The sequence below is a fragment of the Burkholderia sp. BCC0398 genome (genome assembly GCF_902833245.1).
Classification (GTDB): Bacteria; Pseudomonadota; Gammaproteobacteria; order Burkholderiales; family Burkholderiaceae; genus Burkholderia; species Burkholderia sola.
In genome coordinates, this window is sequence record NZ_CADFEM010000005.1 from 464,288 (window position 1) to 480,686 (window position 16,399).

A 16,399-nucleotide genomic window follows, 5' to 3' on the forward strand; every position below is an offset into this window, starting at 1 on the left:
TCATGAACGCAAACGATACGCGCACCTTGCCGCGCAGCGGGCTGACGGTGTCCGCGCTCGGCCTCGGCTGCTCGCAGCTCGGCGGCCTTTATCGGCCGATGTCGGCCGCCGATGCCGCCGCGCTCGTCGACGCCGCGTGGGCGGCCGGCCTGCGCTATTTCGACACCGCGCCGTATTACGGCTACACGCTGTCCGAGCGGCGCGTGGGGGCCGGCCTCGCCCCGCGCGAGCGCCGCGCGTTCACGCTCAGCACGAAGGTCGGGCGGCTGATGCGCGCCGACGCCAGCGTGCAGCCGGGCGACGACGGCTGGGCCGAGCCGCTGCCGTTCCGGCCGGTCTACGACTACAGCTACGACGGGATCATGCGCTCGCACGACGACAGCCGGCAGCGGCTCGGGCTCGCGCGCGTCGACATGCTGTACGTGCACGACATCGGCGCGATGACGCACGGCGATCGTCACGCGCACTACTGGGAACAGTTGACGCGTGGCGGCGGGTTTCGCGCGCTCGACGCGCTGCGTGCGGGCGGCGAGATCGGCGCGTTCGGTCTCGGCGTAAACGAATGGGAAGTCGCGGCCGACGCGCGGAACGAAGCGGAACTCGATGCGGTGCTGCTGGCCGGCCGCTATACGCTGCTCGAACAGACGGCGCTCGAACCGCTGCTCGACGCGTGCGCGCGTGACGGGACGGCGATCGTGATCGGCGGCGTGTTCAATTCCGGCCTGCTCGCCGGCAACGGCAAGTTCAACTATGCGGACGCGAGCGCCGACGTGATCGACAAGGCCACGCGGCTCGGCGCGCTGTGCAACCGCTTCGACGTGCCGCTTCCCGCCGCTGCGTTGCAATTTCCGTTCGGCCATCCGGCCGTCGTGTCGTGCGTGGTCGGCGCGCGCAGCGTGGCCCAGTTGAAGCAGAACATCGACTGGTTCGAGCGCCCCGCGCCGGCCGAGCTGTGGGATGCGCTGCGCGACGAAGGTCTGATCGATGCGCACGCGCCGGTGCCGGGAGCACGCGCATGACCGCACGGATCGACGCCCATCAGCATTACTGGCGCATCGGTGCGCGAGCCGGTTGCTGGCCGCCGGCCGAACTCGATGCGATTCACCGGGACTTCGGCCCGGCCGATCTCGCGCCGCTGCTCGACGCGGCGCGCATCGACACCACCGTCCTCGTGCAGTCGCTGCCGAGCGAAGCCGATACGCGCTTTCTGCTCGATCTCGCGGCTGAAACGCCGAGCGTCGGCGCGGTGGTCGGCTGGGTCGACCTGAAGGCCGACGACGCACCGGCGCGAATCGCGGCGTTTGCATCCGCGCCGAAGGCGCGCGGCTTGCGACCGATGCTGCAGGATCTGCCGGACGACGCGTGGATCGACGATCCGCGGCTGGATCGCGCGGTCGCCGCGATGCGCAAGCATGCGCTCGGTTTCGATGCGCTGGTGATGCCGCGTCATCTCGATGCGCTGCATGCGTTCGCGCGACGCCATCCGGATCTGCCGATCGTGATCGACCACGGCGCGAAGCCGTTCATCGAGCGCGGCGAATTGCAGCCGTGGCTGTCGGCGATGAGCCGGCTCGCGCGCCTGCCGAGCCTTCACTGCAAGCTGTCCGGCCTCTGGACCGAAGCGGGGCCGTCGGCCGGCCCGGATGCGGTGCGCGCGCGCACGCGGCCGTATGTCGATGCGCTGGCCGATCTGTTCGGGCCGACGCGCCTGATGTGGGGCAGCGACTGGCCGGTGCTGCGGCTCGCGTCGGCATGCGGCGGCTACGGCGAATGGCTGGCCGCGTGCGAGGACGATTGCGCGCGGTTGCTCGGCGCCGCGGCGCTGGACGGCCTCTTCGGCGGCAACGCGCGCCGCTTCTACCGGATCGACACCGCACGCCACGACGAATGAACCAGAACGAAAGGACCCCGACATGCTCAGCGTGATTTGCGAATCCCCCGGCGTGCTGCGCGTGCAGCATCGCGAACCGCCCGTGCGCGGCAGCGGCGAAGTGTTGTTGCGCGTGCAACGGGTCGGCATCTGCGGCACCGACCTGCACATCTTTACCGGCAACCAGCCGTACCTCGACTATCCGCGCGTGATGGGCCACGAGCTTTCGGCGGTCGTCGTCGACGCGGAGCCGGCGTCGGGGCTCGGCGCCGGCGATGCGGTATACGTGATGCCGTATCTGTCGTGCGGACACTGCGTCGCATGCCGTCACGGCAACACGAACTGTTGCGTGAACATCAAGGTGCTCGGCGTGCATCGCGACGGGGCGTTGGCCGAATACCTGAGCGTGCCCGCGCAGTTCGTCCACAAGGCCGACGGCATTTCGCTCGACCAGGCGGCGATGCTGGAATTTCTCGCGATCGGCGCGCATGCGGTGCGGCGCGCGGACGTCCGTGCCGGGCAGCGCGCGCTGGTCGTCGGCGCCGGGCCGATCGGCATGGCCGCGATGATCTTCGCGAAGCTGCGCGGCGCCGACGTCACGTGCCTCGACACGCGGGCCGACCGGCTCGCGTTTTGCCGCCAGCATCTGGCGGTCGATGCGGCGGTTGAGGTGGGGGAAGGCGACGCGGCGCGTCTCGCCGCGCTGACGAACGGCGAGTATTTCGATGCGGTGTTCGACGCGACCGGCAACCTCGATGCGATGAATCGCGGTTTCGAATTCGTCGCGCATGGCGGCAAATACACGTTGATCTCGATCGTGCGCGGGCACGTCGCGTTTTCGGATCCCGAATTCCACAAACGGGAAACGACGCTGCTCGCGAGCCGCAACGCGACGGCCGAGGATTTCGCGACGGTGCTCGACGCGATGCGGGCAGGGAGGATTCCCGACCGCGCGCTGAACACGCACCGGATGCGGCTCGACGAGGTGCCGGACGCGCTGCCGCGTCTGCTGGATGCAGGGCAGACCGTCGTGAAGGCGCTCGTCGAATGCTGATCCAGCGAATCCGGCACGCGGAGCGCACGCGATGACGCCGCCGATCCTGCAATTCGGCACGAGCCGCTTCCTGCTCGCGCACGTCGACCTGTTCGTCTCGCAGGCGCTGGACGATGCCCACGCGATGGGCGGCATCGGTATCGTGCAGACGACCGGCAATCCGGCCAGCCGCGCCCGCATCGACGCGCTGCGTGCCACCGGCCGCTATCCGGTGCGGATTCGCGGGCGCGAGCGCGGCGGCGTGGTCGACGAAGTCGTCGAGTGCCGCGCCGTGCATCGCGCGTGGGACGCCGAGCGCGACTGGGCGGAGATACGCGGGGCCGCGATCGAGACGGTGCGCGCCATCGTGTCGAACACCGGCGACGCAGGCTATCGTGCCGATCCGCGCGACACCGTGGACCTGCTGGCCCAACCCGGGCAAGCGCCGCACGGCTTTCCGGCGAAGCTGCTCGCGCTGCTGCATGCGCGCTGGCAGGTGCGGCCCGATGACGGCGTGTCCATCCTGCCTTGCGAACTGGTGACGAACAACGGCGACACGCTGCGCGACATCGTGCTGGACCTCGCACGCCGGTGGCGGCTGCCCGGCGCGTTCGCCGACTATCTGGGCAACCGCTGCGTGTGGGTCAACTCGCTCGTCGACCGCATCGTGTCCGAGCCGCTTCATCCGGTCGGCGCGATCGCGGAGCCGTATGCGCTATGGGCGATCGAACGACGTGCGGGCATGGCGCTGCCGTGCCGGCATGCACAGATCGTCGTCACCGACGATTTGCGCAGCCACGAGCGGCTGAAGCTGTTCTTCCTCAATCTCGGGCACAGCTGGCTCGCGGAACAGTGGCTCGCGGCCGGGCGCGACGCATCGGAAACGGTGCTGAACGCGATGAACGATGCGCGGCTGCGCGACGGTCTCGAAGCCGTGTGGCGGGACGAAGTCGCGCCGGTGTTCGTCGCGCTCGGCCTGCGCGAAACGGCCGAACGCTACGTCGACAGCGTGCGCGAGCGCTTTCTGAATCCGTTTCTCGCGCATCGCATCGCCGATATCGCGGTCAACCATCGCGAGAAGGTGGCGCGGCGGATCGAGCCGCTGCTCGCGCTCGCCGATTCGCTGGCGGTGCCGGCCGACCAACCGCGCTTGCGGCAACTCGTCGCCCGCTATGAGCCGGCCGGCATCGCAACCACTGGGAGAAATACATCGTGAAGCAACCGGCAGTCGTGATCCTTCACGGCAACGACAACGTCGCCGTCGCACTCGACGCGCTGGCGCCGGACGTGCCAATCGACGTGCACGGCGCACCGTTGCGGCTGGCGGACGCGGTACCGGCCGGCCACAAGGTCGCCACCGCGCCGATCGCGCGCGGCAGCGCGATCGTCAAATGCGGGCAGCCGATCGGCGTCGCGCTGCGCGACATCGCCGCGGGCGAGCACGTGCACGTGCACAACGTCGGGATGCCCGAGCGGCATGCGCACGACGACGGGCTCGTCGGCGACGCGCACGACGTGGCGACGGATCGCCGCGATACCTTCGACGGATTCGTGCGGCCCGACGGCAGCGTGGGGACCCGCAACTACGTCGGCGTGATCGCGAGCGTCAATTGTTCGGCGAGCGTCTGCCATGCGATCGCCGATGCCTACCGGCACGGCGCGCTCGATGCGTTCGGTCACGTCGACGGCGTCGTCGCGATCACCCATCAGAGCGGCTGCGGGATGTCCGCGACCGGGGACGGCATCGAACTGCTGCGGCGCACGCTCGTCGGCTATGCACGGAACCCGAATTTTGCGGGCGTGCTGCTCGTCGGCCTTGGTTGCGAAGTCAACCAGGTCGGCGCGCTCGCGCAACGGCTCGACGCGGCCGCGCCCGGCACCGTGCGCACGCTGGTGATCCAGGACGAGGGCGGCGTGCGCGACACCGTGGCCAAAGGCGTGTCGATCGTGCGTGAACTGGTGGAGGCGGCCGACGGTGCGCGTCGCAGCGCCGTGCCGGCCTCGCGGCTGACGGTCGGCCTGCAATGCGGCGGCTCCGACGGCTACTCGGGCATCACCGCGAATCCGGCGCTCGGCGCGGCCGTCGACTTGCTGGTCCGCAACGGCGGCACCGCGATTCTGTCCGAGACGCCCGAGATCTACGGCGCCGAGCATCTGCTGATCGCGCGCGCGGCGTCGCGCGACGTGGCCGAGCGTCTGCTCGGCCGGTTGCAGTGGTGGGAGCGCTACGTCGCCGACGACGGCGGCGAAATGAACAACAACCCGTCGCCCGGCAACCTCGCCGGCGGCATCACGACGATTCTCGAGAAGTCGCTCGGCGCGGTGTCGAAGGGCGGCCGCTCGCCGCTGCGCGCGGTCTACGACTATGCGGAGCCGGTGCGGCAGGCCGGGCTCGTGTTCATGGATACGCCCGGTTACGACCCGGTGTCGGCCACCGGGCAGATCGCCGGCGGCGCGAATCTCGTGTGCTTCACGACGGGCCGCGGTTCGGTGTTCGGCTCGAAGCCGGTGCCGACGATCAAGATCGCGACGACGACCGGTCTGTTCGAGCGGATGCAATCGGACATGGATTTCGACAGCGGCGGGATCGTCGCCGGTTCGCTGACGGTCGATGAAGCGGGCGAACGGCTGTTCCGGCTGATGCTCGACGTCGCGTCCGGACGCAGATCCCGCAGCGAGGACAACGGCATCGGCGAACGCGAATTCGTGCCGTGGCTGCGCGGCGCGGTCATGTGATGCGCGACGCGACGTGCGACCGCGCGCAATCGGACAGCGAAGGAGAAGCCGCGATGGAAACCCGCATGCGCGAGCCGACGATCGGCGAAATCGATCAGGACGGCTCGCTATCGGAACTCGAGAAGGGCTTGCTCGGCGAGGCGCTGAGGTTGCTCGCCGAGACGCGCGCGCGTGCGCTGGAACTCAGTGTCGAGGTTAGCCGGCGGCAGGGCGGCGCCGCGCCGGACGTCCACGATTTCAACCTGCCGACGATCATCGAACTGCAACGGCGCTTCGGTACGCGGCTTTGCCCGTGAGCGGCGCCGTTGCAGGATCGAGCTTCGCTGCCGGTTACGCCGCCGACAGCGTGATCGACACGCCCGTCGCGGTGTAGACCGGCGTGGCCTTGAACCCGTCGACCGTCACCGTCGCGAACTTCGCGGCCGCCGCCGCGCCGTCGATCAGCGCGATCGTGTCGCCGGCCTTCGGTGCGTAGCCGTTCACGAATGTCACGTGCAGCGTGCCGCCCGTGACGGTGAGCGGCCCGCCCACGCGCAGACGCCCACCGCCGTTGCCGTCGATATCGAGTTCGAGCGTCGTGTTGTCGAGCTGCGTGTAGCGGGTCGCGATCGTCACCGGCGCGGCGGCCGCGATCCGCACGCTGCCGCCCGGGCCGACGTACACGTCGCCTTTGCCGAACGCCGTCGGCGACGCGGCCGCCAGCGTGCCGCCGCTCACCTGCGTGCCGCCCGTGTACGCGTTGTTGCCCGCCAGCGTCAGCGTGCCGCTGCCTTGCAGCGTCAGCTTGCCGGCGCCCGCGACGTCGTTGCGCCACAGGTCGGCAGCACTGAGCCCGCCTTGCGATGCGTCCATCGACACGATCACGTTGCCGTTGAACGCGCCGTAGCCGTCGGCCGCCGCGAACAGGTTCAGGCGGCCCCAGCCTTCCGCGTCGTCCATCACCGGATAGCCGGACGGCAGCTCGGTCGTCTTCAGCACGACGCGCCGCTGGTCGGCGCTCAGGTACGGAAAGCGCGTCTGCAGCAGGATCTCCGCGCCCTTCGGCACGACCGGCGGCGCGTTCGTCGATTCGATCGCGCCGAAGCCGAACGTCATGCGGCGCAGGAATGCGGTCTTGTTCGTCGTGTAGTCGGCGAACCGGTCGGTGGCCGTCGTGCCGGAGCGCGCGAATGCGGAGAAGGTCGTCGCGCTCGTGCCCGTCAGTTGTTGCAGCGTCTGATGGGCTTGCGTGTACGCGGCCTGTGCGTCGCCGGCGTATGCGGTCAGGTTCGCCGCGCTGACGGCCAGCGCGAGCATGCGTCCGCCGATCACGTCGAGCGGCGAATGCATGCCGGCGAGGATCCGGTTCTCGCCGAGTTCGAGGCCGCGGCTGACCATTTCCTGGAAGCGTTCCGGCACGAGCCACGCCATCGTCGTCGCATCGCGCATCGCCTCGGCCGTGTGGCCGCTGATGAAGCCGCCGTCGGTCGCGGGCGTCGTGCTCTCGGCCGGCACGAGCGTCGGCGCGACGACGACGCTGCTGCTCCAGCGGTACGGGCGCGCATATTTGAAGAAGCGCTTCGACGGTTCGGTCGACGCGTTGTTGCCCATTTCGTTGAGCAGGTCGACGACCTTCCCGAAGCTGGCGTTGCCGCCGCTGCTGCCGACGCCGACGTTGTTGCCGGAATCGTTGTACAGCACGGTCGTCGCATCGGCGGGCACGCTGGTGATGCTGGTGGTCTGCTGGGCCGCGGTGCGCCATGCGGCGGTGAGCGGGCCCATGCCGTCGGTCACGCTGTAGCCCTTGCCGCGCCGGTCGTCGTAGTACGCGGCATCGGCCTGCTGCGGCGTGCGGGCGGTCGTCGCGTTGACCACGTACTGCACGTTGGCCGACAGCACCGCATCGTTCAGGATCGTGCCGCACGGCACGCCGCTGTTCGGCAGCCCGGAGCAGGTCGACGGCGAGATGGCCGGGAACGCGCCGTTCGCCGGCGCGGTCACGCCCGCGTCGACCAGCATCGTCGCCGGTTGCCACAGATCGAGAAAACGGCTCAACACGCGCACCGCGGCGTTGGTCGACAGCGTCGCATAGCGCGCATCGCCGCGCTGGTTGGTCGCGACGTTGTCGACGAAAGCGGGCGCGCTCGGGATCGGCGCGCTGTCGACGAAGCCGGGGTCGGCGGGCGGCGCCGGAACGGCCGCGGCGATCGTGGCGGTCGACGCGACGTCGTCGCCGCCGCCGCACGCAGCCAAAACGATCGCACTCGACAATGCCGCGACGTGCAGCGGGAAACGGCTTCGTGACGCAAACATGCAAGACTCCATCCTGAGGGTAGAAGACGGAGGATTGTGGTCAGCGATCGTTACGCGGTCGTTACGGAATTGTTTCGCGTCGCATGCGGCGGGCGAAAATTCCCACTATCTGGTTAATTTCCGGTGCTGAACATGACGGACGGCGGAATTCATGTGCCGTCCGTCATCGATAGAGGGCGCCGGCCTACGCGCCCACCGCGCGCGTGTCCAGCCGGAACAGCGAGACGGCCTCGGCAAGCCGGTTTCCCTGTTCCTCGAGCGACTTCGAGGCGGCGGCCGCCTGCTCGACGAGCGCCGCATTCTGCTGGGTGACCTCGTCCATTTGCGTGATGGCCAGATTGACCTGCTCGATGCCGCGGCTCTGCTCGCTCGACGCCGCGGCGATCTCGCCCATGATGTCGGTCACGCGCGAAATCGCGTGCGTGACCTCGCTCATCGTATCGCCCGCGTTGTTCGCGATATGCGAGCCGTCCTGGATTTTCCGGACCGATTGCGAGATCAGCTCGCGAATTTCCTTCGCGGCGCTCGACGAACGCTGCGCAAGACTTCGGACTTCGCTCGCCACCACCGCGAAGCCGCGGCCCTGTTCGCCGGCGCGGGCGGCCTCCACGGCCGCGTTGAGCGCGAGAATGTTGGTCTGGAACGCGATCCCTTCGATGATCGCGGTGATCTCGGCGATCTTGGCGGAACTCGCGCTGATGTCCGTCATCGTGTCGACCATCAGGCCGACGGCCGAGCTGCCGCGCTGCGCGACCTCCGATGCGTTGTTGGCGAGGCCGCTTGCCTGCTGCGCATTGTCGGCGTTCAGGCGCACGGTGGACGTCAATTGCTCCATGCTCGACGCGGTTTCCTGCAGCGACGCGGCCTGCTGTTCGGTGCGGGACGACAGGTCCTGGTTGCCGGACGCGATTTCGCCGGCGCCGGTCGCGACGTTGCCCGATGCGGTACGAACCTCCGAGATCAGGCGGATGAGGTTTGCCTGCATGTCGCGCATCGAAGCCAGCACGCTGCCGGCCGGCGCGGCGCCGGTCGCGGCTTCGGCGCCGAGATTGCCGGCGGCGATATGGCCGGCGATATCGCTGAGCACGGCAGGCTCCGTGCCCAGCGCGCGCAGCAGGCCGCGGGTGATGAAGGCGCCCGAGATCGCGGCCGCGGCGGCGGCGGCGATGCAGATCGCGATCAGCATCAGTCGTCGCGACGTATAACGGTCGTCCGATTCCTTCACCAGTTGGTCGGCCCGCGAGCGCGAGTACTTCGCATACGTGTCGGTGGCCGCGACAAGCTGCGCCAGCAGCGGTCGACACTGTTCGTTGATCATCGTGATCGCCTGATCGCGCCGGTTGTTCGCCGCCGCGTCGACGATGGCGCGCGCCACGGGGCCGTACTGCGCCTCGATCGCCCCGATTTGCCGAACCAGTTCGCGAGACTTGTCGGACGCGCCGCTCCCCTCGCGGACCGCATTCGTCAGTTCGCCCATCAGCGCGCCGACTTCGCGGTCGGCCTGCAGCGCCGCTTCCTTCTCGATGTCCGCATCGCGCGGGCTGGCCGCGAGGACCTGGTTGCGGGCGGCGATCGCGCGCCGGTCGACGGCGGCGAGCACCTTGTCCGCCAGGGTCGCGCGGGCGTTGATGCCGTTGACATAATGGTCGAATGCCGCGTTCGCGTTGCCGAGCGAGACGATGCCGACGACGGAGACGAGCACGACCGTGCACGTAAGAAGTCCGAAAGCCATGATCAGCTTCGTGCGAACCGTTAATCGTCGATCGTTCATAGGAAGAATCCAGTTGTGGGTATTAAATAGATTTCCTGATTAACGGAACGGGGAACGAACAGTTTAGGACCGTCGCTCGAGGCAATCGTTTGCGGGTTGCCTGTCGTCAAAAAAATCCGGCAGCGCTCCGCATTCGTCACGCCGAACGGACGAACGGCTCCGTTTTCGCGCGCCACAACCGGTTTCTGCCTCGGCGTACCCGTGCCGGTCGCCGTCCGTCCGGCATCGCTCAACTTCCCGCCGACGGTGCCGTTAAACGGATCAGGGTCGCCCTTTTCAGCGATCCATTTCAATCACGCGGTAACGGAGACCGAAGTCATCATGCTGTCATCAATTCGCGCACGGATACTTGCGACGTGTGTCGCCATCGTCGTGACGGCGCTGGCCGTCACCGGCGGGCTCGTCTATTACGTCGTCAAGACCCACAACGACGAGGCCATCGACCAGAATCACAAATCGATCCTCGCCGGCCACGCGCTGGCGATCGACGAATGGGTGGCCAGCCGGTCGCGCGAAACCCAGGCGCTCGCGGACACGATCGCGATCGGCGACGGCGATCCGGTGCCGGCATTGAAGCTGCTCGGCAAGTCGGGCGGCTTCGAGGTGCTGACGCTCGGCCTGCCGGACAAGACCGCCTTCTCGAACGTGCCGCTCGCGCCCGGCTACGATCCGACCGCGCGGCCCTGGTACAAGCAGGCCGTCGGCGCGGGCCATCTGGTCGTGACGGCGCTCTACCGTGATGCGACAAGCGGCAAGCCGGCCGTCGCGTTCGCGGTGCCGGTGGTGCGCGACGGCGCGGTGAAGGGCGTGCTGGCGGCCAGCCTGTTCATGGAGAACGTGAGCTCGATCGTGACCTCCGTTCACCCGACGCCGGCGAGCTTCGCGTTCCTGGTGGACAAGGGCGCGCGCGTGATCGCGTCGGCCAAGACCGACCTGATCATGAAGCCGGCCACCGGCCTGTCGCCGGAACTCGATGCCGATCACCTCGGCGCGCTGCAGACGGCGTCGGCGCCCGTCGCGGTCGACATCGACGGCGCCGCCAAGCTGATGCGCGCACAACCGATCGTCGGCACCGACTGGTCGCTGGTGCTCGCGCTCGACAAGGGCGACGTGACGGCCGGCATGCGCGCGGTCGCGACGACCACGCTGCTGGCGATCGTGATCGTCGCCATCATCGCGGCCGCGCTCGTCGGCGCGATGACGAACGCGGCCTTCAAGCGCATCCTGATGGTGCGCGACGCGCTCACGGACGTCTCGAGCGGCAGCGGCGACCTGACGAAGCGCCTGCCGGCCGACGGCGCGGACGAAGCCGCGCAGATCGCGCGCGCGTTCAACGCGTTCGCCGAGAAGATCAGTGCGATCCTGCTGCAGATCCGCGCGTTCAGCACGTCCGTCAACCTCGCGAGCGCCGAGATCGCGCAGGGCAACCAGGATCTGTCGGCCCGCACCGAACACGCGGCGTCGAGCCTGCAGGAAACGGCCGCGGCGTTGGAGGAGATCGCCGGCACGGCGCGCAACTCGGCCGATGCGGCGAGCCAGGTGAACCGTCTGGCGGAATCGGCGTCGGATGTCGCGCTGCGGGGCGGCACGGTCGTGCGCGAAGTCGTGTCGACGATGAACGACATCACGCAGGCGTCGGCAGAGATCGCCAACATCGTGGGCGTGATCGACGGCATCGCGTTCCAGACCAACATTCTCGCGCTGAACGCCGCCGTCGAGGCGGCGCGCGCGAACGAGCACGGCCGCGGCTTCGCGGTCGTCGCCGGCGAGGTGCGTGCGCTCGCGCAGCGCAGCGCGCAGGCCGCGCGGGAAATCAAGCAGTTGATCCACTCGTCGGTCGAGAAGATCGAGGGCGGCTCCGGGCTCGTCCAGACGGCCGGGGCGACGATGGACGAGATCGTCGACGGCGTGCGCAACATCACGAGCGTGATCGCCGAGATCAGCGTCGCCGCGAAGGAGCAGAGCACGGGGCTCGAGCAGGTGAATCAGGCGGTGTCGCAACTCGACGACACGACGCAGCAGAACGCGGCGCTCGTCGAGCAATCGGCGGCAGCCGCGACGTCGCTGCGCGAGCAGGCGGCCCGGCTCGCGCAGACGGTGGGCGAGTTCAAGCTGGCGGAGCGCGCGGTGGCGGTGTGAGGGTTTGATTGACGGGGCCAGCGGGCCCCTGTTTCATGCGGCGCGGCTAAGTCGGTCCGGCTGGCGTACCCGCCGACGACGGGCGGGATTTCGTTCGTATCCTGCGCCGGTCCGCTGGTGCGTCGCCCACGCCGTGGCTGACTGCGATCGATCGCAAGCGGGGAGGTGGTATCGCCTTCGTTCCGTTCAGGCAAGCAGCCCGCGTGCGGCCAGATTCGCATACAGCGCGCGCACGCCGAAGGTCCACGGCGCGATCTCCGTGCAAAGCCGCACGGTGTTGACGAGCGCGCCGAGCGCGGGCGTCGAGATCGTCACGCGGTCGCCGAGGTGATGCGTGAATCCGCCGCCGGGCGCGTCGCGATCCTGGATCGGCGAGAACATCGTGCCGAGGAACAGCATGAAGCCGTCCGGATACTGGTGATGCGCGCCGCAGGTCTGCGCGACGAGGGCGGCCGGGTCGCGGCTGATCTCGCGCATGTGGCTGATGCCGTCGAGGACGAAGCCGTCGTCCGCGCCTTCGACGCGCAGCGACACGCTGCATTCCCGCACGCCATCGAGCGTGAAGCCATCGTCGAACAGCCGCACGAACGGGCCGATCGCGCACGAGCCGTTGTTGTCCTTGCATTTGCCGAGCAGCAGCGCCGAGCGGCCTTCGACGTCGCGCAGGTTCACGTCGTTGCCGAGCGTCGCGCCGACCGGCCTGCCGTCGCTGGCGACCGCCAGCACGATCTCCGGCTCGGGGTTGTTCCACACCGATATGGGCAGCAGCCCCACGTCCGCGCCGAAGCCGACCGCGGACATCGGCTGCGCCTTGGAGAACACCTCGGCGTCCGGGCCGATGCCGACTTCCATGTATTGCGACCACGCGCCGCGGCGCTCGAGCTCCGCCTTCAGGCGCAGCGCGGCTTCCGAGCCCGGCACGATCTTCGACAGGTCGGTGCCGATGGTCGCGGCGATGGTGTCGCGTACTTCCCGCGCCTTGGCCGGATCGCCGCCGGCCTGTTCCTCGATCACGCGTTCGATCAGGCTGACCGCAAAGGTCACACCGCACGCCTTGATCGCCTGCACGTCACACGGCGCGAGCAGGTGCGTCGCGCCCGGCGTGCCGTCCAGCGCCGCCTGCAACAACGGCTCGACGCGGCCGAGCGATTCGCCGGGGGCCGTGCGCGCGACCGCGACGGCATCGGGACGGTCGAACAGGTCGGCAGTGGTTGGCGCGGTGCGCGTGATGTCGAACACTTCGCCGCCACGTACGGCGACGACGCTCGGGCCCGCGTGGGCGCCGTCGTGCCGCCAGACGCGGCCGATCAGCAGCGCGTGGGCAAGGTCGTGCGGCAGGCAGTCGGAAACGGAAGGAGTACGCATGGTCAGCTCGGCAAGAGTCGGGGGCGGCGGGGTCAGTGCGAATGGCGCGGGTTGCCGCGCTGCTCGATCACCTTCAGATACAGCGTGGCCGGTTCGAGGCAGCCGCCGGTGGACAGCTGTCCGACGAACCGGCGATAGAGTTCCTGCCACGGCGTTTGCGCCTGCGGCACGGTGAAGCTGGCGGTTTCGCGGCGGCGCGCGAGTTCGTCCTCGTCGACGAGCACGTCGACACTGCGGCGGTTCAGGTCCACGCGCACGCGGTCGTTCGTGCGCAGCAGCGCGAGACCGCCGCCGACCGCGGCTTCCGGCGACATGTTCAGGATCGACGGACTGGCCGACGTGCCGCTCTGGCGTCCGTCGCCCATGCACGGCAGCGACGTCACGCCGCGCTTCACCAGCTCGGCCGGCGGCGCCATGTTCACGACTTCGGAGCTGCCCGGATAGCCGACCGTGCCGCAGCCGCGGATCACGAGGATGCAGCGCTCGTCGATGTTCAGCGCGGGATCGTTGATGCGCGCGTGGTAATCCTCGGGGCCGTCGAACACGATCGCGCGCGCCTCGAACGTATTCTCCGCGCCCGGCTCGGAAAGGTAAGTCTGGCGGAACGCGTCGCCCACCACCGACATCTTCATGATCGCGCTGTCGAAGAAGTTGCCCGACAGCACCATGAAGCCGGCGCCGTGCTTGAGCGGTGCGTCGGGCGTGCGGATCACGTCGCGGTCGGCGTCCTGCGCGGTGTCGGCGATCTCGCCGATCGCACGGCCCGATACGGTCAGGCAGTCGCGCCGCAGCAGGCCGGCCGCATCGAGCTGGCGCAGCACCGCGGGGACGCCGCCGGCGCGGTGGAAGCTCTCGCCGAGGTATTCGCCGGCCGGCATGCAGTTGACGAGCAGCGGCACGGCTTCACCCAGGCGCTGCCAGTCGTCCAGGCTCAGTTCGACGCCCATGTGGCGTGCAATCGCGATCAGGTGCGGCGGGCAGTTGGTCGATGCACCCAGCGCGGAGGCCACGACGATCGCATTCTCGAATGCCGCGCGCGTCATGATTGTCGACGGGCGAAGGTCTTCGCGAACGAGCTCGACCGCGCGCTTGCCGGTCGCGTAAGCCATCTGGCCGCGCTCGCGATAGGCGGCGGGAATGCTCGCGCAGCCGGGCAGCGACATGCCCAGCGCCTCGGCGAGGCTATTCATCGACAGCGCGGTGCCCATGGTGTTGCAGTGGCCGATCGACGGCGACGACGCCGTGGTCAGCTGCATGAAGCCTTCGTAATCGATCTCGCCGGCCGCGAGCAGGTTGCGCGCATGCCAGATCACCGTGCCCGAGCCGACCCGCTTGCCGTCGTGCCAGCCGTCGAGCATCGGTCCGCCCGACAGCACGATCGCGGGCATGTCGACGGTGGCCGCGGCCATCAGGCACGCGGGCGTGGTCTTGTCGCAGCCGGTCGTCAGCACCACGCCGTCCAGCGGAAAGCCGTGCAGCACTTCCACCAGCCCGAGGTAGGCGAGATTGCGGTCGAGCGCGGCGGTGGGCCGGCGGCTTTGCTCGGCCAGCGGATGCACGGGGAACTCCATCGGAATGCCGCCCGCGTCGCGGATACCGGCCTTGGTGCGTTCGGCCAACTCGATGTGGTGGCGGTTGCACGGCGCGAGGTCGCTGCCCGTCTGTGCGATGCCGATGACAGGACGGCCCGACTGCAGTTCCTCGCGCGTCAACCCGTAGTTCATGAAGCGCTCGACATAGAGCGCGGTCATGTCTGCGTGCGCGGGGTCGTCGAACCATTCCTGGCTGCGCAGACGGCGAGGGGTGTGTGACATGGCAGGCTGTCTCCTGAGGGGCCTTCTTCATTTTGCGTGCCGGATGGTACCGGTAACATCGATTGGATGTTAGCACGGCTTTTTTGCGTAGCGGAAGGGATTTCGTGCGCGCGTGGCGAAGGCGTGGGGCAGGGGGCGGTACGAAGCCGCACGCGTCGCGTCCTGGGATGCGCGCGATCGTCGGCTTGTCACGCGCTTTCCCGCGCGATGATGGTGTAGTCGATACGGATGCTTTTCGAGTCGGTCGGCTCGCCGCCGTCGCGCGCTTGCAGCGCCGCCAGCAACGCTTCGCCGGTGCGCAGCCCGATGCCGTACGCATCGACCGACACGGTGGTGATGGTCGGGTGGCAGCACTCGGCCACTTCGAAGTTCCCGAAGCCGGCCACGGCGATGTCGGCGGGCACGGTGAGGCCGCGCCGGTGGCATTCCATGATCGCGCCGAATGCCGACATGTCGCTCACGCACATCACCGCGTCGGTATCCGGCCAGCGCTCCAGCAGCGCGGCCATCGCGGGCCCGCCGTGGCTCATCGTGATCGGCGATTCGCCCAGCCGCACGACGCGCGGTTCGCCCAGGCCCAGCGCCTTGATCTCCGCCTGGTAGCCCTTGAGCCGGTCCAGGCCGCGGCGATCCAGTTCGCTCACGCCGACCAGAAAGCCGATGCGCCGGTAACCGCGCTCGGCCAGGTGGCGCACCATCGCACGGGCGGCGCGCACGTTCGAGAAGCCGACGGCGGTGTCGATCGGGCGCGTGGGCAGGTCCCACATCTCGACCACCGGAATCGCCGAGCGCTCCAGCACCTTGCGCGTCGCTTCGGTGTGCTGCGACCCAGTCAGCGCGATGCAGCGCGGCTGGTGTCGCAGCATCGAGCGGACGAGCCGTTCTTCCCGTTCCAGGTCGTAATCGGTATCGCCGAGCAGCAATTGCAGACCCTGCGGCTCGAGCGCATCGGTCAGGCCGCGCACGGTGTCCGAGAAGTTGGAGCTCGACAGCGACGGCACCAGCACCGCGACGAATTCCGAGCGTCCCGACGACAGCGCACCGGCGGCGGCATCCGCCACGTAGCCGAGCTGGTCGATGGCCTCGCAGACCCGTGCGCGCGTCTCGGCGGCCACGCTGTGGCCGGCGAGCACGCGCGACACCGTCATCTTCGATACGCCGGCGAGGCGCGCTACGTCGGACATGCGGGGCGGCCCGGCGGGCCGGACGGCGGTGGGACTGGGCATCGGAATCGCGATCGGGAGAAAGCCGGAAAGGCTACATCATACCGGTGCGGCATACCGCGCAGGCGGGTCGCGCCGTACCCGTCGCGGTAAGCTCCGTACTAGGGAAACCACGCGTTCGGCGGCACTTGTATGCGCGTATCGCAGCATGCTACC

At 69.0% G+C, this 16,399-nt stretch carries 13 protein-coding genes; 7 read left to right on the top strand and 6 right to left on the bottom strand.

Annotated features, from left to right (window positions below; genetic code table 11):
- Positions 1 to 2: 2 nt before the first annotated feature.
- From HWX76_RS13935 to HWX76_RS13960, 6 genes are all read left to right on the top strand, one after another.
- Complete coding sequence (locus HWX76_RS13935; protein ID WP_050016804.1) at positions 3 to 1,019, top strand: aldo/keto reductase; 1,017 nt, start codon at positions 3 to 5, stop codon at positions 1,017 to 1,019.
- Entirely contained in the window at positions 1,016 to 1,891 is an 876-nt protein-coding gene (locus HWX76_RS13940; RefSeq protein WP_176015948.1) for an amidohydrolase family protein, read from the top strand. The genes HWX76_RS13935 and HWX76_RS13940 overlap by 4 nt, the downstream gene beginning before the upstream one ends.
- A 22-nt stretch (positions 1,892 to 1,913) precedes the next feature.
- On the top strand, positions 1,914 to 2,924 hold the full coding sequence (locus HWX76_RS13945) for a zinc-binding alcohol dehydrogenase family protein (protein WP_089490426.1): 1,011 nt from the start codon (positions 1,914 to 1,916) through the stop codon (positions 2,922 to 2,924).
- A gap of 31 nt (positions 2,925 to 2,955) precedes the next feature.
- Entirely contained in the window at positions 2,956 to 4,119 is a 1,164-nt protein-coding gene (locus HWX76_RS13950; protein WP_176015949.1) for a mannitol dehydrogenase family protein, read from the top strand.
- Positions 4,116 to 5,639 (top strand): altronate dehydratase family protein, encoded by a 1,524-nt coding sequence (locus HWX76_RS13955; RefSeq protein ID WP_050016812.1) that lies wholly within the window; start codon positions 4,116 to 4,118, stop codon positions 5,637 to 5,639. Before HWX76_RS13950 ends, HWX76_RS13955 begins: the two co-directional genes overlap by 4 nt.
- A gap of 65 nt (positions 5,640 to 5,704) precedes the next feature.
- Complete coding sequence (locus HWX76_RS13960) at positions 5,705 to 5,935, top strand: hypothetical protein (protein WP_235356277.1); 231 nt, start codon at positions 5,705 to 5,707, stop codon at positions 5,933 to 5,935.
- Between the two features lie 34 nt (positions 5,936 to 5,969).
- Here the strand turns inward: HWX76_RS13960 and HWX76_RS13965 are convergent, their stop codons facing one another.
- The 3 genes from HWX76_RS13965 to HWX76_RS13975 all read right to left on the bottom strand — a co-directional run bounded on the left by HWX76_RS13965 (position 5,970) and on the right by HWX76_RS13975 (position 9,995).
- Positions 5,970 to 7,931: a phosphatase PAP2 family protein gene (locus HWX76_RS13965; protein WP_124555360.1), complete on the bottom strand. Its 1,962-nt coding sequence runs from the start codon at positions 7,929 to 7,931 to the stop codon at positions 5,970 to 5,972.
- A gap of 184 nt (positions 7,932 to 8,115) precedes the next feature.
- Positions 8,116 to 9,702, bottom strand: a complete 1,587-nt coding sequence (locus tag HWX76_RS13970) for a methyl-accepting chemotaxis protein (protein ID WP_176015950.1) — start codon at positions 9,700 to 9,702, stop codon at positions 8,116 to 8,118.
- Positions 9,699 to 9,995: a hypothetical protein gene (locus tag HWX76_RS13975; RefSeq protein ID WP_143328942.1), complete on the bottom strand. Its 297-nt coding sequence runs from the start codon at positions 9,993 to 9,995 to the stop codon at positions 9,699 to 9,701. Before HWX76_RS13975 ends, HWX76_RS13970 begins: the two co-directional genes overlap by 4 nt.
- A gap of 28 nt (positions 9,996 to 10,023) precedes the next feature.
- Between HWX76_RS13975 and HWX76_RS13980 the strand changes: the two genes are divergently transcribed.
- A complete protein-coding gene (locus HWX76_RS13980; protein ID WP_050016818.1) occupies positions 10,024 to 11,841 on the top strand; it encodes a methyl-accepting chemotaxis protein in 1,818 nt (605 codons plus the stop codon).
- A 186-nt stretch (positions 11,842 to 12,027) separates the two neighbouring features.
- On the opposite strand, the gene HWX76_RS13985 is transcribed toward HWX76_RS13980, so the two are convergent.
- The 3 genes from HWX76_RS13985 to HWX76_RS13995 form a co-directional block, all read right to left on the bottom strand.
- Complete coding sequence (locus tag HWX76_RS13985; protein WP_050016820.1) at positions 12,028 to 13,206, bottom strand: fumarylacetoacetate hydrolase family protein; 1,179 nt, start codon at positions 13,204 to 13,206, stop codon at positions 12,028 to 12,030.
- 32 nt (positions 13,207 to 13,238) lie between these two features.
- Positions 13,239 to 15,020 (bottom strand): IlvD/Edd family dehydratase, encoded by a 1,782-nt coding sequence (locus HWX76_RS13990; protein ID WP_176015951.1) that lies wholly within the window; start codon positions 15,018 to 15,020, stop codon positions 13,239 to 13,241.
- A 188-nt stretch (positions 15,021 to 15,208) separates the two neighbouring features.
- Positions 15,209 to 16,246: a LacI family DNA-binding transcriptional regulator gene (locus HWX76_RS13995; RefSeq protein ID WP_124630177.1), complete on the bottom strand. Its 1,038-nt coding sequence runs from the start codon at positions 16,244 to 16,246 to the stop codon at positions 15,209 to 15,211.
- Positions 16,247 to 16,399: the final 153 nt, after the last annotated feature.